22 protein-coding genes are annotated in these 21,772 nt (G+C 39.0%); 7 read left to right on the top strand and 15 right to left on the bottom strand.

The annotated features are described in order from the left end of the window. Positions 1–30: 30 nt before the first annotated feature. Entirely contained in the window at positions 31–462 is a 432-nt protein-coding gene (locus ACFN7Z_RS06625; RefSeq protein ID WP_094148173.1) for an HD domain-containing protein, read from the top strand. 111 nt (positions 463–573) lie between these two features. Further along, complete coding sequence (locus ACFN7Z_RS06620) at positions 574–1,482, top strand: LysR family transcriptional regulator (protein ID WP_094148172.1); 909 nt, start codon at positions 574–576, stop codon at positions 1,480–1,482. 303 nt (positions 1,483–1,785) lie between these two features. On the opposite strand, the gene map is transcribed toward ACFN7Z_RS06620, so the two are convergent. Then, complete coding sequence (gene map, locus ACFN7Z_RS06615) at positions 1,786–2,580, bottom strand: type I methionyl aminopeptidase (RefSeq protein WP_094148171.1); 795 nt, start codon at positions 2,578–2,580, stop codon at positions 1,786–1,788. Between the two features lie 350 nt (positions 2,581–2,930). On the opposite strand from map, the gene brnQ reads away from it, so the two are divergent. After that, on the top strand, positions 2,931–4,217 hold the full coding sequence (brnQ, locus tag ACFN7Z_RS06610) for a branched-chain amino acid transport system II carrier protein (RefSeq protein ID WP_058951725.1): 1,287 nt from the start codon (positions 2,931–2,933) through the stop codon (positions 4,215–4,217). Positions 4,218–4,708: 491 nt separating this feature from the next. Beyond that, a complete protein-coding gene (locus ACFN7Z_RS06605; RefSeq protein WP_004696541.1) occupies positions 4,709–4,945 on the top strand; it encodes a hypothetical protein in 237 nt (78 codons plus the stop codon). A 68-nt stretch (positions 4,946–5,013) separates the two neighbouring features. Here the strand turns inward: ACFN7Z_RS06605 and ACFN7Z_RS06600 are convergent, their stop codons facing one another. Then, the gene (locus tag ACFN7Z_RS06600) at positions 5,014–5,472 is read right to left on the bottom strand and encodes a hypothetical protein (protein WP_010326998.1); all 459 of its coding nucleotides are present in this window, start codon (positions 5,470–5,472) and stop codon (positions 5,014–5,016) included. A 123-nt stretch (positions 5,473–5,595) separates the two neighbouring features. Between ACFN7Z_RS06600 and ACFN7Z_RS06595 the strand changes: the two genes are divergently transcribed. The 3 genes from ACFN7Z_RS06595 to ACFN7Z_RS06585 all read left to right on the top strand — a co-directional run bounded on the left by ACFN7Z_RS06595 (position 5,596) and on the right by ACFN7Z_RS06585 (position 8,737). Continuing rightward, positions 5,596–6,453: an alpha/beta fold hydrolase gene (locus ACFN7Z_RS06595; protein ID WP_010326999.1), complete on the top strand. Its 858-nt coding sequence runs from the start codon at positions 5,596–5,598 to the stop codon at positions 6,451–6,453. Positions 6,454–6,670: 217 nt separating this feature from the next. Then, entirely contained in the window at positions 6,671–8,035 is a 1,365-nt protein-coding gene (locus ACFN7Z_RS06590; RefSeq protein ID WP_010327000.1) for an amino acid permease, read from the top strand. Positions 8,036–8,251: 216 nt separating this feature from the next. After that, positions 8,252–8,737, top strand: coding sequence for an Lrp/AsnC family transcriptional regulator (locus ACFN7Z_RS06585; RefSeq protein ID WP_004696532.1), 486 nt, complete (start codon positions 8,252–8,254; stop codon positions 8,735–8,737). A gap of 232 nt (positions 8,738–8,969) precedes the next feature. Here the strand turns inward: ACFN7Z_RS06585 and gltS are convergent, their stop codons facing one another. From gltS to ACFN7Z_RS06520, 13 genes are all read right to left on the bottom strand, one after another. Continuing rightward, positions 8,970–10,193 carry a sodium/glutamate symporter gene (gltS, locus tag ACFN7Z_RS06580; protein WP_094148170.1) on the bottom strand — a complete coding sequence of 408 codons (1,224 nt, stop codon included), beginning with the start codon at positions 10,191–10,193 and terminating at the stop codon, positions 8,970–8,972. Between the two features lie 201 nt (positions 10,194–10,394). Further along, positions 10,395–12,617, bottom strand: a complete 2,223-nt coding sequence (locus ACFN7Z_RS06575) for a TonB-dependent siderophore receptor (RefSeq protein ID WP_094148169.1) — start codon at positions 12,615–12,617, stop codon at positions 10,395–10,397. Between the two features lie 416 nt (positions 12,618–13,033). Further along, positions 13,034–13,249 (bottom strand): hypothetical protein, encoded by a 216-nt coding sequence (locus ACFN7Z_RS06570; protein WP_094148168.1) that lies wholly within the window; start codon positions 13,247–13,249, stop codon positions 13,034–13,036. Positions 13,250–13,444: 195 nt separating this feature from the next. Then, positions 13,445–14,431: a PD-(D/E)XK nuclease family protein gene (locus ACFN7Z_RS06565; RefSeq protein WP_094148167.1), complete on the bottom strand. Its 987-nt coding sequence runs from the start codon at positions 14,429–14,431 to the stop codon at positions 13,445–13,447. Positions 14,432–14,504: 73 nt separating this feature from the next. Next, positions 14,505–17,144, bottom strand: coding sequence for a bifunctional aconitate hydratase 2/2-methylisocitrate dehydratase (locus tag ACFN7Z_RS06560; protein WP_094148166.1), 2,640 nt, complete (start codon positions 17,142–17,144; stop codon positions 14,505–14,507). 294 nt (positions 17,145–17,438) lie between these two features. Next, positions 17,439–17,708: a hypothetical protein gene (locus ACFN7Z_RS06555; protein ID WP_004696516.1), complete on the bottom strand. Its 270-nt coding sequence runs from the start codon at positions 17,706–17,708 to the stop codon at positions 17,439–17,441. A gap of 121 nt (positions 17,709–17,829) precedes the next feature. Continuing rightward, positions 17,830–18,189: a hypothetical protein gene (locus tag ACFN7Z_RS06550; RefSeq protein WP_094148165.1), complete on the bottom strand. Its 360-nt coding sequence runs from the start codon at positions 18,187–18,189 to the stop codon at positions 17,830–17,832. A gap of 108 nt (positions 18,190–18,297) precedes the next feature. After that, positions 18,298–18,732 (bottom strand): I78 family peptidase inhibitor, encoded by a 435-nt coding sequence (locus ACFN7Z_RS06545; RefSeq protein WP_395442653.1) that lies wholly within the window; start codon positions 18,730–18,732, stop codon positions 18,298–18,300. 145 nt (positions 18,733–18,877) lie between these two features. After that, positions 18,878–19,081: a hypothetical protein gene (locus tag ACFN7Z_RS06540; protein WP_094148163.1), complete on the bottom strand. Its 204-nt coding sequence runs from the start codon at positions 19,079–19,081 to the stop codon at positions 18,878–18,880. Between the two features lie 501 nt (positions 19,082–19,582). Beyond that, entirely contained in the window at positions 19,583–20,167 is a 585-nt protein-coding gene (locus ACFN7Z_RS06535) for a glycoside hydrolase family 19 protein (RefSeq protein WP_395442652.1), read from the bottom strand. Next, positions 20,148–20,435, bottom strand: coding sequence for a hypothetical protein (locus ACFN7Z_RS06530; protein ID WP_395442651.1), 288 nt, complete (start codon positions 20,433–20,435; stop codon positions 20,148–20,150). Before ACFN7Z_RS06530 ends, ACFN7Z_RS06535 begins: the two co-directional genes overlap by 20 nt. Next, positions 20,432–20,800, bottom strand: coding sequence for a hypothetical protein (locus tag ACFN7Z_RS06525; RefSeq protein ID WP_279699932.1), 369 nt, complete (start codon positions 20,798–20,800; stop codon positions 20,432–20,434). The genes ACFN7Z_RS06530 and ACFN7Z_RS06525 overlap by 4 nt, the downstream gene beginning before the upstream one ends. A 150-nt stretch (positions 20,801–20,950) precedes the next feature. Next, complete coding sequence (locus ACFN7Z_RS06520) at positions 20,951–21,769, bottom strand: LamG domain-containing protein (RefSeq protein ID WP_395442650.1); 819 nt, start codon at positions 21,767–21,769, stop codon at positions 20,951–20,953. Between the last annotated feature and the right edge of the window lie 3 nt (positions 21,770–21,772).

The raw sequence follows: 21,772 nt of genomic DNA, 5'->3' as shown, positions 1-21,772 counted from the left end.
TTAGCATAGGATAAAGTGCCTAGAATAATCATGTCGACTTTAGAAAAAGCCATTGCACTGGCTGCAACCCAACATGCGGGGCAACTCGATAAGGGCGGACAACCTTACATCTTGCATCCATTACGCCTCATGTTGCAATTTTCCAATCCTACCCTACAAATCATTGCGGTGTTGCATGACATTTTGGAAGACACCGCAACGACTGCTGAAGACTTAGAAGCGCTTGGCTTTAGTGCCGAGATCATTAAATCCATACAAGCACTGACCAAACAAACAGGTGAATCACGTTTGGAAGCAGCTAAGCGCACTACATTAAACCCTCTTGCAACCCAAGTAAAATATGTCGATGTACTCGATAATATGAACCTTTCGCGCATAAACAACCCAACAGCACGCGACTTTGCACGACTTGAAGAATATAAAGAGGTGCTTGAAATACTCAAACAAGCGAAAACTCAGTGAAACCCTTAAAATAACTGAGTATTTTCAATTAAATCTCTACAATTTCAAAATTGACAAACTGCAACGATCACTTTTTAATTAAGCCTATCGTTGCACAAATGGACATGGTGAATGTTAAGCGATTTAGATGATTTTTATTGTTTTGCTCAAGTGGTTGAACATGGTGGTTTTAGCGCAGCCGAACGCGCAACAGATATTCCTAAATCCAAGCTCAGTCGACGCGTGTATAACCTCGAAGAACGATTGGGTGTACGCCTAATTCAACGCAGCTCTCGACACTTCGCAGTGACCGATATTGGCATGAACATTTACCGTCATGCGCAAGTGATGATGAATGCTGCACAAGCCGCACACGACTTGGTCGATCATCTCAGTTTACAACCGCGTGGTGTCATTAAACTCAGCTTGCCTGTATCGATTGCACAAAACGAAATTGCACGTATTTTACCTAACTTCTTAAAAACCTATCCCGAAATTAAAGTGCAAATGATGGTGACCAATCGCCGTGTGGATATTATTAACGAAGGTTTTGATATCGCGCTGCGGGTTCGCTCCAATCTAGACGATGATCCAAGTTTGGTAATTCGTAAATTTGAAAATATCGAGCAGCATTTATTTGCCAGCCAAGCTTACTTAAATGAATTTGGCGAACTGAAACAACCTGAAGATTTAAGCCAACATCATATACTGAGTATGGTTGATGAGCATTTAGATCAACATATCATCGTGCATAATGATGCACAGCAACAAAAGAAAATACGCGTCAATCCTGTAGTGATGGGCTCTGATTTGAGCATGTTGGCTCAACTGGTCCGTAAAAACTGCGGCATTGCCTTACTTCCAGACAGCATCGTACAAGATATGGTGAAAAGTGGTGAGCTGGTTCGTGTCCTACCCGACTGGAAAGCACCACACGGTATTTTTCATGCTGTGTATCCTTCACGTCGTGGTTTACTGCCTGCTGTCCGTGTGTTTATTGACTATTTAATTGAACACCTTAGCTCAAATAAATCACTTTAAACCCTACTCATGCTCAATGACATTGAGCCAATCCATGAGGCAAAAAAAAAGAGCTTAACCGAGGTGGATAAGCTCATAAACTTTCAAAATAAGAAACTACAGCGAGTATCTTGGAAACAATTTTAGTGACAAAATAAAGTCTAGGCCAATAGCTTACATGTATAAGTTTTAATCATATAATATCAAAAACCCGATAAATAAATGGTTTCAAAAATATCAGTTATTGATTTTAAGACTTAATTTAGTTTTTAAGCCACAAAACTAGACCAAAGTCTAAAATTTAATCACCTACAAAACATCAACTTAAATTTCTGGATAACTGCCCGTACCTTCAGGCCAAGGTGATAGTAACTCAAAACCTGTTTCAGTCACGAGTACCATATGCTCCCATTGCGCAGTTAAAGACTTATCTGCAGTCACGACTGTCCAACCATCCTTAAGTTCTTTGACATGCGCTTTGCCCATATTAATCATCGGTTCAATCGTGAACACCATGCCCGCTTTAAGCTGCATCCCCTTACCTGGTTGACCATAGTGCAATACGCTTGGCTGTTCGTGATAAACCTTGCCAATACCATGACCACAATACTCGCGTACCACACTATAACCTTCACGGTGCGCAACTGTTTGAATGGCATAACCAATATCACCAAGCGTTGCACCTTGCTTCACAGCATGAATACCTGCAACCATCGCCTCATAAGTCGTATCGACTAGCTTTTTGGCTTCTGGTTTCACTGTACCCACGTAATACATACGACTGGTATCACCAAAGTAGCCATCTTTAATAATCGCCACATCAATATTAATAATATCGCCATCTTTGAGTACAACATTCGGCGATGGAATACCGTGACAGACCACTTCATTTGGAGAAATACAGGTGGTTTTGGTATAGCCATGATAACCAATATTGGCAGGCGTCACTTTTAAGGTATTTACAATGAAGTCATGACAAATATCATCCAGATATTCAGTCGTAACACCCGGCCTTACATGTTCACCAATCATCGCTAAAACTTCGGCAGCCAAACGACCAGATATACGAAGTTTTTCTACATCTTGTTCAGTTTTTATGCTCACATTTAAGCCACGCATTGAAATATCCTCAATTATGAAGTCGCAAGTATAGACCTTTTCTCAATATTTTTGTTCAAACTTAAATCTTAGGGTAGCCTCCAACAACCGGCCTTTAAAAAATTTGTGTAATTTTAAAGCATTTGCACTACAACTTTTAATTTAGGAAAAATAGCGCCTCAAGCTTTTAATATTTATAATTTTTCTATTTTAAAATGGATAATCAATCACATATATCAACCTATTTTTTACAAGTTGATATATTCACTTTTCATCTTATAAAAAAATTTAATACTACCCATGAAATAAATTAGCCAAAAAAACACTTATGCACTAAAATCGTCCCCTTTGTTCAACTCGATCTCCCTTTTATGACAAGTCTGCGTACTCGGGATATTGTTGCTTTGGGTTTTATGACTTTCGCACTCTTCATTGGTGCGGGCAACATTATCTTTCCACCGATTGTGGCTCAACAAGCGGGTGAGCATGTATGGCTAGCAGCTTTTGGTTTCTTAATCACTGCTGTGGGCTTACCTGTAATCACCATTATTGCGCTGTCACGTGTCGAAGGTTCGATTCAAATTTTAAGTTCACCTTTGGGTAAAATAGCCAGCCTGATTTTAACCATTACGTGTTACCTAACTGTCGGGCCACTCTTTGCGACACCACGTACTGCAACCGTTTCTTATGAAATTGGTTTTTCATCTTATCTTGGAACATCAAGCAGTAGCTTGCTGATCTACAGTGCAATCTACTTTAGTGTAGTCACCCTCATTTCACTGTATCCAAACAAGATTTTAGACACGGTTGGTTATGTACTCTCGCCACTGAAGATTTTATCTTTAGCCATCCTTGGCATTGCGGCGATGATGATTCCAACGGGTTTCGTTCCGCCAGCCATCAATAATTATGTCGACAGCCCTGTTTCTGAAGGTTTTGTAAATGGTTATTTAACCATGGACACTTTAGGCGCTTTGGTTTTTGGTATTGTGATTATTCAAGCCATTCGTTCACGCGGTGTCAGCAACCCTAAACTGATCACGCGTTATGCGGTTATTGCGAGTATCATTTCTGGTATTGGTTTAACTGTAGTTTATCTCAGCTTATTTAAACTTGGCCTTGGAAGCCATGAAGTCGCAGCAAATGCGAGCAATGGTGCAGTGATCCTGCATGCATATGTTCAACATGCATTTGGTGACTTAGGTTCTATTTTCCTTTCTGCCATGATTTTTATTGCGTGTATGGTCACTGCGATTGGCCTGACCTGTGCTTGTGCTGAATATTTCAGTTCGATCACTAAAATTGGCTATAAAGTTTGGGTTTTCATTCTGATTGGTTTCTCTTTCATTATTTCAAACTTAGGTTTAACCAAACTCATCGCCTTTTCAGTGCCTGTTTTAAGTGCAATTTATCCACCTGCAATTGTGGTGATTATGCTGAGCTTTGGCTGGAAATTCTTTAATCATCCTCGACGAGTGATTGCACCTGTTACCGCAGTGTCTTTGGTCTTTGGTATTCTAGACGGTTTAAAAGTTGCAAACTTTGAACTACCTTATGCACTGACTCACTTACCTCTTGCAGAACAAAACCTTGCATGGCTTATTCCATCATTAGTGGTTTTTGCAATTGCCGTTGTAATCGACAAAGTGAAAAAGTAAGCAAAAACTGATGTTGTTAAAGTCTGGTTTTACCCAAACCTGATTTTAAGCATGATCAATATTTGTCACATTTTATCCAAATGGACACATATTGTTTCATTTCTTTATACATCAGTTTTGTACATACTGACACATTTCATATACACCGCTAAAGTCGTATATCAACACCTTCATATCTCTTATAAATTTAATATTAGAAAATAAAAAATTCTTTAAAGCCTGTCCTAGCAAGCCATTCATGGCATCAATATTGCTTTATACAATCTATGTATAAGCTTACATGCATCATTCATTTGTCACCTTATACGGTAACGAAATACTATTTATTCACTAAAAAAATGCTACACACATATTTTCTGATTGGTATAGCATAATTTCTCTGAAAATAGTTGTTTTTGCTCTTGATCAACGCAAGTTTTAGCAGTACAACATTAAGAACTAATCCGACTAAACACATTGGTTTTTAGTCAAAAACTCAAGGAGGGATGGAGATGTTATCATTACATTTCAACAAGCAAGTCTTCATTAACGCTCTGAAGGCAAACAAGAATATGGTGACGTATTTAAGTACCACCATTGCCCTAATGGTCATTATGATCATGCATGGCTTAATTCAAGGTAACCTTAAAGCTGAATATTTTGCTTACGCTATCGTCGTATCATTTGCCTTTTATTTATGGGCAGTCGTCGATCAAAAATTCCGAAAGGCCACACAGTCAATTGACTAGCAAACAGGTGGATGATTAGTCATCCACCTTTGTAAAAGTATAAAAATTAAAAAAACTATAAGAACAACTTAAAATAAACCTAAAAACATTCCCCACAACAAGCCTAACGTCGCCACAATTTCCCCCACAACCAATGCCATCATTGCCATTAGCATAATTGATTTGGGTAAAGTCCATTTGCCTAAAACATGCGGACTACGGAACTGGTTATTGGTGTCTTGCAATAACCCATGCACAATATAGCTCAGTATAGAGAAGCTAAAAAAGAATAAATTGATTCCCACAAACAGTATGTTCACAGGCTCTGTCCAGACTGAAATTGCGGCCATTAACGCAATAATTAAACTTGCAGGTGCATATAACAAACTGCTGCGGTGGGCGATATCAACATAATAGTGCGCGCGAAACTGCGGTGAATGGCGTATTTGTGCATATTTCCATACCCCTGTCAGCATCCCAACAAATAGAAAAATCCCACTAAATAAAAGTGCAAATTTTACCGACATATCTAATTCAACAAACTGCATGTGTTTTCCTTTTTTATTTTCACCCTATTCTATACAGATCTACTTGACTTCAAAGTCATAGATTAGACCAGTTTCTTTTTGGAACTTAGATAGAGTAGAAAAAAATTCAATGCTTAACCGATTATGCAAAATTACGAAACTTTAGCTATTACCTGCTCTGACCATTATTCACTCAGTGGACGCTTTTATGCAGCCCAAGGTACACAACAAGCCCTACCTGTTTTAATCTGCCCTGCCACAGGTATTACCCAGCAGTTTTACCACCATTTTGCATCATGGCTTACAGAACAAGGCTATGCCGTTTTGGTTTTTGACTTTCGCGGCATTGGTGAGTCTTTGCATGAACCACTGAAAAAGTCGAAAGCCAGCATCGTGCAATGGGGGCAATTGGATATCCCAGCGGCGATGGAGGTATTATTGAATAAGACCCAAGCGAAACAAGTGATTTTGCTAGGTCATAGTGCAGGCGGGCAACTTTTAGGCATTAACCCAAACTATGAAAAAGTCGCAAAAGTCGTTGCTGTTGCAGGATCAACAGGCCACGTAAAAGATTTGAAAGGTCGTACCAAACTCTTGGCTCCTGTGATGTTTAAACTGATCTTTCCTATTGCACGTTATACCTTAGGTTATGGGCCGACCAATGCCATTGGCATGGGCGAAAACCTACCCAAAGATGTGGCGCGTGATTGGGCACAGTTTTGCAGCAAACCAGGTTATGTAATTAATGCCTTAGGCAAAACAGTACAAGATGACTTCCACCGTGATATTCGCTGTCCAATCACAGCCATTTGGGCCTCGGATGATGAAATTGCCACGCAAGTGAATGTCAAAAGCTTACTCAGCCTTTACCCAAATGCACAAACAGATCAAATTGAACTCAAACCACAGGCTTATGGCCACAAAGCCATTGGTCATATGGCGATGTTTAAGCGTTCCCATCAAAACATATGGCCTGAAATTGCAGCACAGCTTTCATCTTAAGGCGGCACATATCAAGCCAAGCCTATCCGCCAGTTTAAGCAGCACTTGCTTGACTGGCTTTATTTTCACCGCAAAATTGCAGCTTTCAGATAAAAACCAACGCTATTGATAAATTTAATTTCATTAATCGATAAATAAATATTATATTTCCACCACGAATTTTTATTAAGTCATAGTTCATGTGATGTCTATCGCATGTGCTAGAGATGGATGAATCATGTCTGCACAACAGCAACCCCAGCTTAAGCATGGGCTGAGCAACCGTCATATTCAGCTGATTGCTTTAGGCGGCTCTATTGGTACAGGCCTATTTTTAGGCATTTCGCAAACCATTAAACTGGCTGGCCCTTCCGTTATTTTAGGCTACGCACTGGCGGGCTTAATTGCATTTTTCATGATGCGCCAGTTGGGTGAAATGGTGGTTGAAGAACCCGTGAGTGGCTCTTTTAGTTATTTTGCCTATAAGTTTTGGAGCCCTTTTGCCGGCTTTATGTCGGGTTGGAACTATTGGGTGCTCAATGTCTTGGTCTGCATGGCGGAACTAAGTGCCATAGGCCTCTATGTCCAGTATTGGTGGCCTGAAATTCCCACATGGATTTCAGCACTTGGTTTCTTTGTACTGATCAATGCCATCAATCTGTTACATGTCAAAGTCTTTGGTGAAACAGAATTTTTATTCTCCATGATTAAAATTCTCGCGATCATTGGCATGATTGGATATGGCGCTTGGTTACTGGCAAGTGGTCATGGTGGTGCACATGCCTCTATTTCCAACCTCTGGGCTCTAGGCGGTTTCTTTCCCAACGGGATTTCTGGCCTAATCATGGCGATGGCCATCATTATGTTTTCCTTTGGCGGGATTGAACTCGTTGGTATTGCTGCTGCGGAAACCAAAAATCCGACTACAACTATTCCTAAAGCAGTCAATCAAATTGTCTATCGTGTGTTGCTGTTTTACGTGCTTACGATCATCGTTCTGCTCTCATTGTTTCCATGGAATCAAATCGCAGAAGGCGGTAGTCCTTTTGTTTTGATTTTTGACTCCTTAGGTAGTCAAGGCGTTGCAACTGTGCTGAATTTTGTGGTCTTAACCGCAGCTATATCGGTGTATAACGGTACCAGCTATGGCACGAGTCGTATGCTGCTAGGTCTGGCAGAACAAGGCAATGCCCCACAGTTTTTAAAGAAAATTAACCAGCGTGGCATTCCTTATGCAGCCATTTTATGCTCTGCATTGGTGACCCTACTGTGTGTCGTCTTGAATTATATCTTTCCAGAAAAAGCCTTTAAACTACTGATGAGTCTTGTGGTTTCAGCCATTGTAATTAACTGGATGATGTTGGCATTGACCCACTTAAAATTCAAGCAACGTATGCTGGCATTGAAAAAATCAACCTTGTTTCCAACTTTGATTTACCCCATCAGCAACTATATCTGTATTGTATTTATGCTTGGTATTTTAGTGGTGATGTGGCTCACACCTGATATGCGAATTGCAGTGATGCTGATTCCACTTTGGATTGGCTGCTTAACCCTAACTTACTGGTTTAAACAAAGATCAAAAACACAAAAAGTACAATAAATAAGTCAGCAAACAGCGCCGTTAAAAGGCACCCTTCCCTTTAAGGGCGCTGTTTGCAAATCAAAGCCAATCTCCCAAATGACTTTGATTGAATCACTTTATTGTAGTCATGACCGATGCAGAGTGTTTCTCTTTTATTTGCTTATTTTGAGTATTTATTGAGAAATATTTTCACATAAAATAGTTTATAAAGAAAATTATACGCAGGAATACGTTATGAATGACGCTCACTACGTTTTAGATAAAATTGACCGTCGTATTTTGTCTGAACTTCGCCAAGATGGCCGTCTGACCGTTACCCAGTTGGCGGAGAAAGTTGGGCTGTCCTCTTCTCCTTGCTGGACACGTGTAAAACGCCTAGAAAATCTCAACATCATTGAAGGCTATACAGCAAAGATTAATTCAAAAGCCATTGGTATTAATGAGCTGTTTTTTATTGAAATTACGCTTGAACGCCATGATGATGAAATCTTAGAACAATTTAGTGAAGCACTGGCTTACATGCCTGAAGTGGTTGAAGCACATTTAGTGACTGGCGATTACGACTACTTACTCAAAGTTGCAGTGAAAAATGCGGAACACTATGAACGCTTTTTACGTAAGAACTTATACTCAATGAAAGGTGTACGACATACACGCTCCATTTTTGCCTTACGCCCTTTGAAGCTCGAAAATAAATCAGACCTCATTATGATTGAGTGATTGCTGCAAATATTGTGTAAATGTGGTTTAATACACTCAGTATGAGATGAGCCTCTTACAGTATGTGCCTTAGATGTGCATACGACTAGCCCCTAACCATGGGGCTTTTTAATGTCTATACGTTTTAGAATACTGATATTTTAAATAGTACACATTATTCAAATACAAAATGGTAGCCAATAAAAAAGCACCCCAAGGTGCTTTTTTATTAACGATATCATCTCTAAAAATATTAACCCAAAATACCAATTGAGAGCTGAATCACAAAAGCATTCACAATATCGACAAAGAATGCGCCCGTCAGCGGAATGATCAAAAAGGCTTTATGGGATGGTCCATAGGTATTGGTTACCGCTTGAATATTGGCAATTGCTGTCGGTGTCGCACCTAAATTGACACCACATTGACCTGCACACAGTACTGCAGCATCATAGTTCTTGCCCATTACACGGAAAGTTACAAAGTACAAATAAAGTGCTAAAAATATAGTTTGAACAATCAGGATAATCACCAGTGGACCAGCCAAATCTGCCAACAACCAAAGCTGTAAGGACATCAACGCCATGGCTAAAAACAGTGCCAGTGAAGCATTGCCAAATACATCGATGCAGCGGTCAAAGACCTGAACTTTCAAACCATGCTCTAAAATATTACGTAAAACCACACCACACATTAGCGCCCAAACAAAACTTGGTAGCTCAAACCACTGCCCTTTAGCTACCCCTGTCATGAAGTATGCAAAGCTGATGCAAATGGCAAACATCCCCATGGTTTTGACCGCATCATCTGCCGTAATTAGACGTGTTTTTTCAGGAAATTCAAATGGAGCCGTTTGTGCTGAAGGTGGCGCTTCATTACGCCCTGTTGCTGCTGGAATTTCTTCAGCCAACTGGTAGCGACGTATCAGAAATTTAGCGATAGGTCCACCTATTACCCCACCAATGATTAAACCAAATGTTGCACTTGCCATACCCAGCACAATCGCACCATGCACACCATGTTCTTGTTCAAATATCGTGCCCCATGCACCTGCTGTCCCATGACCACCTGTGAGTGTGACCGAGCCTGTAATTAAACCAATCAGCGGGTCTAGACCTAAAACTTTGGCAAGACTAATACCAACCACATTTTGCAACAGGACAAATACAATAACGCAGACTAAAAATATAAGCAGCGACTTCCCACCTTCTTTGAGCTTAACTAAGCTTGCACTTAACCCCACAGAGGTGAAGAACATCAGCATAAAAATTTGCTGAATATTGGTATCAAAGTTGACAGTTATGTTTGAACCTTTAAATAAGATATAAGTGATAACAGCTGCAACCAACCCACCCGCAACAGGTTCGGGAATGTTATATTTTTTTAAAATACTGACTTTATTCACAAATACATAACCGACCAATAGCACAGCAACTGCTGCAACAATTGTCATAAATGCATCGAATTGATAGTTCATGAGATATCCAATGATGCTTATTGCATTAATTCTAAAACAGATAAGTCAGTGATGAACAGGCTAAAGTTTCTCAATGTACAATTTCTATGCTTTAGATTACATGATGTTTTAAAACTGAGCTCAGTATTATAGGAATTCATCATCGTAAAATAAAAAGACCCCATTGGGTCTTTTTATTTTTATAGCAGCGTTACTTTAAAATTAGAATTTATAATTAAAGCTAAGTGTTGCATTACGCGGAGCACCCCACGCCATTGCACTCGTACCAATGCCTTCATAATATTTTTTGTCGAAGATATTATTCACGTTAACTTGCGTACTAAAGTTTTTATCAAACTTATAACCGAGCATTGCATTGGCAAGATATAAATCACCGCGGTCGATACGAGTTGCACCAGTACCTGTATAAATTTTGCTTAGGTAATTTACACCTGCACCTGCATACCATGCTTCATTTTTATATTTTACAAATAGATCTGCTGTGTTCCGTGAACTGGTCGTGTTGTAATCATTTCCTTCGGCATCTTCAGCATCAAAATTAGCCACACCAAAGCTCACACCCCAGTTATCATTGATTTCACCATCAACATTCAACTCAACCCCTTTACTCACAACACCATCAGTACCGTAATAAGCATTTTCAGCTAAGCCATCTACTTTAATATTTTCACCTTTTTCATTAAGTAAAAGCGCCGCAGCATTATCTTGTTCAATACGGAATATTGCCAATCCAGCATTCAAACGGCCATCAAACAGCTCGCCTTTAAAACCTGTCTCGTAACTTTTACCTTCAATCGGGTCTAAATAATCACCTGATTGTTCTTTTCTGCTCTGCGGTTTAAAAATACTGGTATAGCTTGCATACCATGAATAGTCTTTAGCAAAGTCAAAAATAATACCTGCATATGGCGTTAACTCATTTTCAAATTTACGATTACCTGCACCATTTTCGGACTCATATTCCCAACTCGATACGCGTAAGCCAGCAACTGCTTTTAATGGGTCTAGAATATGGAATTTCCCTGAGATATAACCCGAAGTTTGCGTGGTTTCATTCAGCGGATTGGTCTTATCCATTTCCAAGGAACCAACCAAATGGGTATTCATGTTATTAAAATCAATAACATCCTGTCCTAATAAATCAATATTATTCTGTTTAGTTAGCGCTGGATTATTTGAAACAAAGGTTTGACCATAGGTATTCTTTTTCAGCTCGGCTTTATTCCACGAACCACCAATGACAATTTCCTGATTCCTTCCTGCAACGGTAAAAGGTGCAGAAATATACACATCAACATTGTTTTCATCATTTTGTTTATGATCTTTATAAACTGATGCATTTTCAATACCGATGGTATTGGTTGCTTTATCAACTTGTCCTGAAGTGTAGAAAATAAAGCTATCAGTATCATCACGACGATAAGAATAAGCTACATTCAAATCAACATTCTTAAATAGATTTTGCTTCAAACTTGCAAAGAATGCAGCAGAGGTGACATCCCAATATGTCCAATCAGAACTCACCGTGAGAGAACGATCAAAATTGGTACGTGTGCCATCGGTGTAAAATGCTGGTAACCCGCCCCAACGTACACCATCCCGATTTAATTCTTGATAGGTCGCCCCAAACGATAATGCGGTTTTATCACTTAAGTCGTAGTCGATTGCACCATAAGCCACATTACGTTCTTTCTCATAAAAATCCATGTACGAATGTTCATCAGAATGTTTTACAAAAACGCGCCCACGAAGTGAACCATCACTGTTTAAAGGTGCTGACAAATCTGCCGAGCTTGAATAACTATCCCATGAGCCAACAGAAGCATCTACCTTACCTGTAAATTCTTTGGCATTGGCATGCTTACGAATCATGTTTAAGCCCATGGCTGGGTTACCTGCACCTGTCATTAACCCGTTCGCGCCTTTTACCACTTCGACACGGTCATAAATACTGAGGTCAGGGTCCCCCGCACCCAAAGTTAACGTACTTGGTAAACCATCTACTAAGTAATAATCAATTTGGAAACCACGCGCAAATGCACTTTGACGCTCATCAGTACGAACTGTAGAAACACCAGTAATGTTATTGAGTAAATCTTGAAAAGATTCGATATTACGGTCATCTAAATATTCACGGGTATAGACTTTGACTGTTTGTGGGGTTTCACGTAGGGATAAATTTAACTTGGTTGCGGTATTTGTGCTGCTGGTCGTATAGCTACCTGTATTTTCTGTGACGGCTGTTTTATCTTGGGCTGTAAGGGTAATGGTCGCCAACTGTGCATTTGGCTGAGACGTTGTATTTGACTCCTCCTCTTCCACGGTGTTTGCGTGTGTTATAGACAGCATGGCAGTTGAAGACAGGAAAATGATTTGCATCGCCAAATAGAGTGGCTTTTGTGTAGACAGAGGACGTTTAAACATATCAGGACATTCACAGCTAATGAGAAAAAATAAGACAATGAATTGATAATTTTAAAGTGCGCACCTACCTACTATGCTTAAGTAAAACAAGCACCTTTGTAGCATCACAAGTACTAAGATTCGTAAAATCCTTTTCGAACATCTCAGTGGTTTGAGTCATTACATATCAATCCATTTCGAAAAATTATAAACAAAAAATAACGCAAGTGATACTAATTATCATTAGCAAATACATCTTTAATTTAGATTTAAGATATTTGTATTGCCGATATACGTTCCTTTTCACAGAAAAACTGAGTGAAAAACAAACAATCGCTATTTATAATGCTCTAATTTTTTATAATTATAAATATGACAACAAAAAAATAGACCAAGTGTATTTTGGTCTATTTTTAACTCATGGTCTTATCGACGACTTACTCGATGTCATAGACCCAATTTTTGGCTTGTTGGTCTGTTGTCGTTTCACACACGTAGTAGTCTTGATCCCACGAGTCTTGATGGAAAATTTCCATTTTTCGATAGGTCACTTGTTTACCATTTTCCACACAGATAAAGCTATCGCCTTGGTCTTTGACTTGTGTCCCATTGAGGAAACCACCTATACAGAGAAATCGGGATTGTTTAGCCATTTGTGTACTTCAACTTTTTAAATCATTTAACAATTCGTGGATTAAACGATTTATTAGATGGACTGTAAAGTGGAACAAACAATATCTATAAAAAGAAATATCAATCTATCAAAGTGAATATTCAACTGAAAGATTGAAGTCATAAGCAATACACAAATGACCTCATGTTGTAATATCAAGAGATGCCTATTTCATTTAATCAACAAACTGTGCAGGACTTAAAGAATTAGTTTCAATAAATTGAGTGTACCTCTTCAGTTTCTCAAGAGTACTTTCGATATCTATTAATTCTGAACTTTCATCTCTAATAAGATACTTAGTTGTTAAAATCGTCATTGTTTCACCTTTACCAAATCGGGTTGGTTTTTCAAAACTTAAACCATCCTCCTTAGCTTTAGCTAAATAATGCTTGTAACAAATATTTCTAAATTTTTTGTCATTTTCTTCTTTGTTACTATTAATTTTTAACACTAGATCTTCTTCTTGAATTTGCAAATACTGTGTACAAAATTCATTTTTTTGAAATGCCCACCAATACCCCATGAACCCACCATTTTGATTAGGAACATATCCCCAATTACCTCGATTCAACTCTTTTTGCAAATACTTGAAAAATCCGATCCAATTTTTATGATTCCATTTCTCTTTATGAACAAATGCGTTAACTTCATTTTCAATTGAATTTATATAGTCTTTAAAATCATTAAAAATATCACTGAGCACATTCTCATAAATATTTAAAACTGAAATTAATTTATCTCTAGAAAAAATCTTAAACCCATCGTCTATTTCTTTTTTATAATTAGATTGATCGTGTGTTTTAAAAAATATAGCTAAAACATTTTCCTCACCTACCTCTGAGGCAATAATATTTCGATATCTAGTTAGCTGATCTCCATGTGATTGGGTTCCAGTTTTATCTTCAATAATAATAGAAAAATTGTTTATTTTAAGTAAGATATCAATATTTTTGTATTGTTTGGAAAGACTGAACTGTTCAATTTTTTCAGGTATTTTTTTATTTTCCAATTTAAAAAATTCTGATATTAAACTCAAAGCACAATTTTTTAAAGCTTGATTTACATTCTCATATTTAGGATTTGCATGATCTAATAGCCAAAAAATAAAAGCATCTTGCGATAATTCTTTTGTAGCATATTTAAAAATATTTGGTTTATCCATTTTATAATCCAAAAAATAAGGGCTGATAAATCAGCCCTTATTTTTAACTCATTTAAACTTAATTATCAATCAATTAAGTCAATTGAGCAGCAGCAATTTTCTTGGTATCAACATTCGCAGCAGCGTCAGTATAGTCGCCCATTTTGTCGAAGCTTAAGTATTGGTAGATGTCAGCAGACATGCTATCAATTTGAGCTGCATACTGTTGATATTCTTCTGGAGTTGGTAATTTACCAAGTACAGCAGCAACAGAAGCAAGTTCAGCAGAAGCTAAGTAAACGTTCGCACCTTGACCTAAACGGTTCGGGAAGTTACGAGTAGAAGTCGATACACAAGTAGTGTTCGGAGCTACACGTGCTTGGTTACCCATACATAATGAACAACCTGGCATTTCAGTACGTGCGCCAGCTTTACCATAAGTATTGTAGAAACCTTCTTCCATCAATTGACGTTCGTCCATACGCGTAGGTGGAGCAATCCACAAACGAGTTGAAAGTACGCCACCAGGAACTTTCTCAAGCAACTTACCAGTTGCGCGGAAGTGACCGATGTTTGTCATACATGAACCAACGAATACTTCGTCAATTTTCACGCCTTGAACATCAGAAAGCAATTTCGCATCATCTGGGTCATTCGGGCAGCAAAGAACTGGTTCAGTAATTGTCGCAAGGTCAATTTCATACACTTTCGTGTATTCAGCATCAGCATCAGCTTTAAGAAGTGATGGGTTCGCTAACCATTTTTCCATGTTCTCAACACGACGAGCCATAGTACGCGCATCGCCATAACCTTCAGAAATCATCCACTTCAACATTGTGATGTTTGATTTGAGGTATTCAGCAACTTTCTCTTCAGAAAGCGTAATAGAACAACCCGCAGCAGAACGTTCAGCAGATGCATCAGAAAGTTCGAATGCTTGCTCAACAGTAAGGTCTGTTTCCATTTCTGTTAAGTCGATCTCAAGGATACGACCAGAGAAGATGTTTTTCTTACCTTTCTTCTCTACAGTTAAGTCACCTTGCTGAATCGCAACGTAAGGAATTGCATGTACAAGGTCACGTAGTGTGATACCAGGTTGCATTTTACCTTTGAACTTAACAAGTACAGATTCAGGCATGTCTAATGGCATAACACCAGTCGCAGCAGCGAAGGCTACAAGACCAGAACCTGCTGGGAATGAAATACCAATTGGGAAACGCGTATGTGAGTCACCACCAGTACCAACTGTATCTGGAAGAAGCATACGGTTTAACCAAGAGTGAATAATACCGTCACCTGGACGTAAAGACACACCGCCACGGTTCATGATGAAATCAGGAAGCGAGTGTTGCATTTGAACGTCAACTGGTTTTGGATACGCAGCTGTGTGACAGAAAGATTGCATAACAAGGTCAGCAGAGAAACCTAGGCAAGCCAAGTCTTTCAATTCGTCACGCGTCATTGGACCAGTGGTATCTTGCGAACCAACAGTCGTCATTTTAGGTTCACAGTAAGTACCTGGAAGTACGCCTTGACCTTCAGGAAGACCACATGCGCGACCAACCATTTTCTGTGCTTGAGTAAAACCTTTGCCAGTAGCAGCAGGTTGAACTGGAGCACGGAATAAAGTCGATGGAGCAAGACCAAGAGCTTCACGCGCTTTAGTCGTCAAACCACGACCAACGATTAAGTTGATACGACCACCCGCACGTACTTCGTCTAGAAGCACTGGAGTTTTAAGTTCAGCTTCAGCAATGACTGCGCCGTCTTTAGTTGCAGTAACTTTTGCAGCAGCATGATCAATGTTAAGAACGATTTCATCGCCCATGTTCATGTTTGCAACATCAATCTCGATTGGCAACGCGCCAGCATCTTCCATTGTGTTGAAGAAAATCGGAGCAATTTTAGAACCTAAGCAGTAACCACCGTCTTTTTTGTTCGGGATGTGAGCAATTTCGTCACCGAAGAACCAAAGTACAGAGTTAGTTGCTGATTTACGGCTTGAACCTGTACCAACAACGTCACCTACGTAAGCAACTTGGTTGCCTTTCGCGATTAAGTCTTTGATTTGGTTTAATGGACCAACTTCACCAGGAACTTCTGGGTTGATACCGTCACGTACGTTTTTCAACATTGCATTTGCGTGCAATGGAATGTCTGGACGGCTCCATGCGTCTTGTGCAGGTGACAAGTCATCAGTGTTGGTTTCGCCAGTTACTTTGAAAACAGTCAGTTTGATTTCAGTTGGAACATCTTTACGGCTAGTGAACCATTCAGCATCAGCCCAAGATTGCATAACCGCTTGTGCATTCGCGTTACCCGCTTTTGCTTTATCTGCAACGTCATGGAACGCATCAAATACAAGAAGCGTTTTCTTCAATGCTTCAGCCGCTAATTCAGCAAGTGCAGCATCATCAAGAAGAGCAACTAAAGGAGCAACGTTATAACCACCAAGCATAGTGCCTAGTAAGTAAACCGCACGTTCTTTAGAAACTAATGGTGAAGTCGCCTCGCCTTTAGCCAAAGCAGCTAAGAATGCAGCTTTAACATATGCAGCTTGGTCAACACCCGCTGGAACACGGTTTTCTAGTAAATCAACTAAAAATGCTTCTTCGCCAGCTGGTGGGTTTTTTAATAATTCAACTAATGCAGCTGTTTGAGCATCGTCAAGTGGCTTCGGTGGGACTCCGAGTGCGGCACGTTCTGCAACGTGTTGGCGGTAAGCTTCTAGCACGGTGTTATTCCTCTTTTTTAAAAAATTATTTACGTATTCCTGCTTTAAATAAAGCTACGTAAATAATATGGACTGCTTAATTTTACTAAAATTCCAGTTAAAAGTTAATGCGCTACAAGTGTTTCTTCGTGATGCCCATTATTTTCTAACTAAATGATGTTCATATCGATTGGACATAAAAACAGCAATATAGTCAGATCGTTTGGAATTGTTTCACATTAACTTTGAACTGCCATTTAAAAACAAAAAAGGCAACCTATGTTGCCTCTTTTTACGCAATATCAATATTCAACCTTAGTGTACTGTTGTGGCTTGAATATATTGTTTGAAACTTTCACGACAGCCTTCAAATTTCATCTGAATTTCATCCTCATGCAAATTTTGATGTGCAGAGCTTGCAAAAGAAATTTGTACTGAAATTCGTGTAGGTTCATGGTCAAGTGCGTGTTTGAAGTATACATGGTCACCCAAGCTAAGGACATAATGACCACCGCCAATTACGGCCACACCATTTTCATCTTCCAAGAGTAAATCAGCGTGATTTAAATAGCCAACAACTTCCATTTTCTGCTCCTCTCATTTTTTATTCTATGTTCATTATTCTTTATTTTTATATGCTTTGCTATATATATGATTTAGAGTTTTGTCACAAAAAGTTCCATCCAAAAAATAAAAAAACCGTTCCTTAGAACGGTTTGTAATCTGGCATTTCGGTATGCGGTGTTGCAATACATTTTTCAGTATATTTCACACGAATTTTTTCACGCGCACCTTCAATATCGGATTTAATTTCAGCCTCAGGTAAAGCATAAACATCTTCAATAATTTCTAACGCAAATGCCTTGGTCATTTCGTCTTCAACTTTATTGGCATGCTCAATCGCTTTCTCTTTTTCAATGGCATTTTGGCGGTCTAACATAATTGAACGTGCCGCATTACCAATACTTTTACAATAGCCATGCCATTGCTCTTCTGGTGTTAGCGGTTTTTTTTCAGCACAACCCACCAGTGCAATCACAGCAGCCAAAGCGAATAACTTTTTCATTACAACTCTCCTATTCGCCCTATCATAATCAAACTTTTTCAAATGAAGAACCATTACCCACTTTAAATAGAATAAAAGCCCAAATTCGGGCTTTTATTCTTAGAAAAATTAACCGCAGCTTGCTTGAACCACTTTATTGGTTTTCGGATCGACTGTTACTGTCACACGGTCTTCGCGATAATCCATATTCACAGGCTGCCCTGGTTGTACTAAGCGGACCATCTTCGCACTGGTTTTTTGCTTAATCTGTGCTTCAGTTAAATTTGACTGACCAATCAAGGATGTTGCTTGCTCAGCAACACATTTGCTTTGACTAGCACGGAAAAGTGCCCATTCTTCAATGATTTGACCATTCGGTAAATGGCAATAGCCTACTTCACCATTGGCCTCTTTTCGAATCTCTAATTTACCACCCTGTTCAACACAGTACGTACTGGCAGGATTAGCCATCCCCAAAGTTGGCTTTTCAGTTTCATTCTTTTGCACAGTACTACAACCCGAAATAGCAGCAACCATTAATCCAAGCATTAAGATTTTTTTCATAAAAAATATTTCTTTAAATAAAAGATCAACATAGCAAATATATTTTTAAAAAACTGTGCGAGTTTTGCAAAATTTAAGATTGCATAAAAAAGCCCATCACTTGACGGGCTTTTTTATATTGAAAAGCTGTATTTTTACGTCATTTTTAATTGACTGAGTGAATATCAAGCTCTTCATTTTTCGCTAAAACTACAGATGCTAAAATTGGAGTACCTAAAATAAACGGCATGGCAAAGATCCAAAAGACCACGGTATAGTGCGGATCAAAGAAGAACCGAATAGCAAGCGCCACTAAAATTAAAACTGAAAATAAAATCGCTGCAAAGCGTATTACAAAATTGATCGGCATAAGGATCATCACTCTAAATTTAGCAAGTCCATTTACTATACACCTACTTTCATTATGGTTTAATTGATTTTAAGTATCTAGTGTCTGTTATTCATAGGTTTTCTTCATCTATCAAATAAAGAGTTTTATCAAATGGCAGATTAAGCTTTTTTTAACCCCTAAAAATAAAGCCTACATGATGGAGGCTTTATTTAGCAGGAGGCTGGCTTTAGAACTTCCAGTTCTGAGAACATTGTTTTGCGATTAATCTAATTGGCTATAAATAACAGTAGATCATTGTTTTTAAATATATTGTATATATGCAACACTTCGCACTAACAACCATGATCAGTCTACAAATATAATTCAACAGTCTACAAATCAGTCTACATTTTTTAATGACTATATATAGGTGAGAATTTGAGTGTAATTAAACAATCCCAATGCAAATCCCCACACTCACATTCGTCGTAATCGAATGAGCTGTGTAACCTGATAGGAGGATACACAGCAAAATTATTCTTACACCCATTGGCGCAATTTTGCTAAATGAGCTTTACGATCCGCTAGACCATTCGTACCACCATTGATCCGACGTGTAATGGTCAGTACGTCGTCTTTATCAGCCAAGGTATTCAAGCCATTGTCTGCCCAAAATTTACAAGCCACCAATAAGCCCACACTTGGCAGCGCCACAATCTCAGGATTGTTTTCAAAGTCGATGCCGAGCTGCTGACCGTATCTGCGATAATTGGCACGCCCAGTCAATTGAATTGGCCCACGACCTTTAAATCGCTTTCCATCGCCCGGTTGTGTGTTGCCTAAATCCTTTCGGTCCTCATAAGCTGCACCTGACGCAATTTCTTCCATATAACGGAAGTTGCCAGATTCATGCGCCAGTTGTGAAAGGAAGTGAATCAATCGAAGCGAGTTGTCCAGAATACCAAAGGTTCGCAGATGAACATTAGCAGCAAGTCCAAGTTCTTCAGCACGCGCTTGACTGGCACCCAATTTTTTAAATACCGCAGTCAAGGTGCCACGGCCAATGATGCCATCATCATGCACACCAACAGCTTTTTGAAGTTTTTTAATTTGGGTTGGATTCATCCGACTCTCCATGCAATTCAGGCTGCGCTTTTAACCGTGCAAAAACACCTAAAACACTACTTAAAAAACCCAGCCAAGCAACCCATGAATGCGGCATTAACTGCTTAATTTCTTCTGGCACCACAGCCCATACTTGTGGGAAATGTGTGCCAAATTGCCAAAGAAACTCAAAAGCTGCATACATGAAGGCGTAAAAAAAGGCGCTTAATGCGCCCACTTGTACTGACTTGAGTTTCCAAGCTTGTTTCCAGTTATCAATTAATTTCATTTTCCGCCCCCGATAATCGCAACGAAAGCAGCTTTCACTTCCGTAATGACTTCTGCGATTGATTTACCCTGCATCAGTGCAATTGATTGATAAACGATACCAATCGTCAATAATCCAAATACAGCGAAAATCAACATCACAAAGCCTTGCGCCATGTGTGAATATTGGTTTAATTCGTAGTATTCAATGAATGCAGCACCGCCATACAAACTGACTGACACACTAAATAAGAACTTGCCAATCAAGCCTAACGTGACCTGAATTTTCCCCTCTTTATCAATATCCCCACTTAGCACTAAAGCAAGGATTGCCCCCACAACTGCTGGAACTAATTTAATGACCCATGGTAACGTGTTTTCTTGCATTGTCTTTTCTCCAGACATAAAAACGCCCTTTCGGACGCTTGCTTTAATTTAAAAATTCACACTTCGATTTCAGCAGCAGCTTGTGTTTTGTGTTTTGTGTTTAGACACGATGCCCCCTAATTTTTGGCAATAAAAAAGCACCCGAGGGTGCTAAATTTGATATGTTGAAGTGAAGTTGGTTAGATAAACTGCAACTCCTTTTGTGATTCGAACTTTCCGAATAGACCCTGAAAAATATGATGCGTTGTTAAAAGTTTTTCCGATAGATACAAGTCTTGAAGCACCGTAGTTCTTGGTTGTTGTTTTGCTAAAACTCTGAATGCCATCAATGTAAATTTTAAGATTATTCAATCTACGAACAACAGCAATATGATGCACAGAACCATCATTCATAACAACATCAGACGTCTTTTCAAAAATTAGATCATCTAGCCAATAAACGCCATTTGGTGCATACCACAGCGACACGTTACCATTTGACGCATCTCGAAAATCAATAAGACATCTGGATGCAGCACCAGTGCTTTTTATTGCAAGCTCAATTGTAAAATCATTGGTTCCAAAACCAAAATCGCTGCTTGCTGGTGAAGTGATTGAGGATGATGATCCATTAAACACCGCAAAATTAGCACTAAAACTAATGTCTGATCCAGTAAATACTTTTGGTTTTAATCCTCTATCCACAACATCTGCAAATAGGTTTAGATAGGTATCTGCATACTCAATAATTCCACCGGTTGATACCGTAATTTGATCACTAATTTTTTCAATATCAGCCTTAACACTACCGAACCTGACATAGTAGATCTTCCCTGATTCGGCCTCCGTATCAGTGTAATTCAGCTCGGTAATTCCAGTAGCTGCAGGCGATGGCATATTATTTATATCTAAAGGTGATTCTGAACGATAATAATTAATACTATGGAACAACCCATCGACACTATATGCATAATCTATTTCTATACCCACCTC

Origin of the sequence: Acinetobacter sp. P1332, from assembly GCF_044057475.1 — a bacterium.
Lineage (GTDB): Bacteria > Pseudomonadota > Gammaproteobacteria > Pseudomonadales > Moraxellaceae > Acinetobacter > Acinetobacter johnsonii.
Note: the sequence above shows the minus strand (reverse complement) of the source record. Positions and strands in the feature narration are given on the sequence as shown.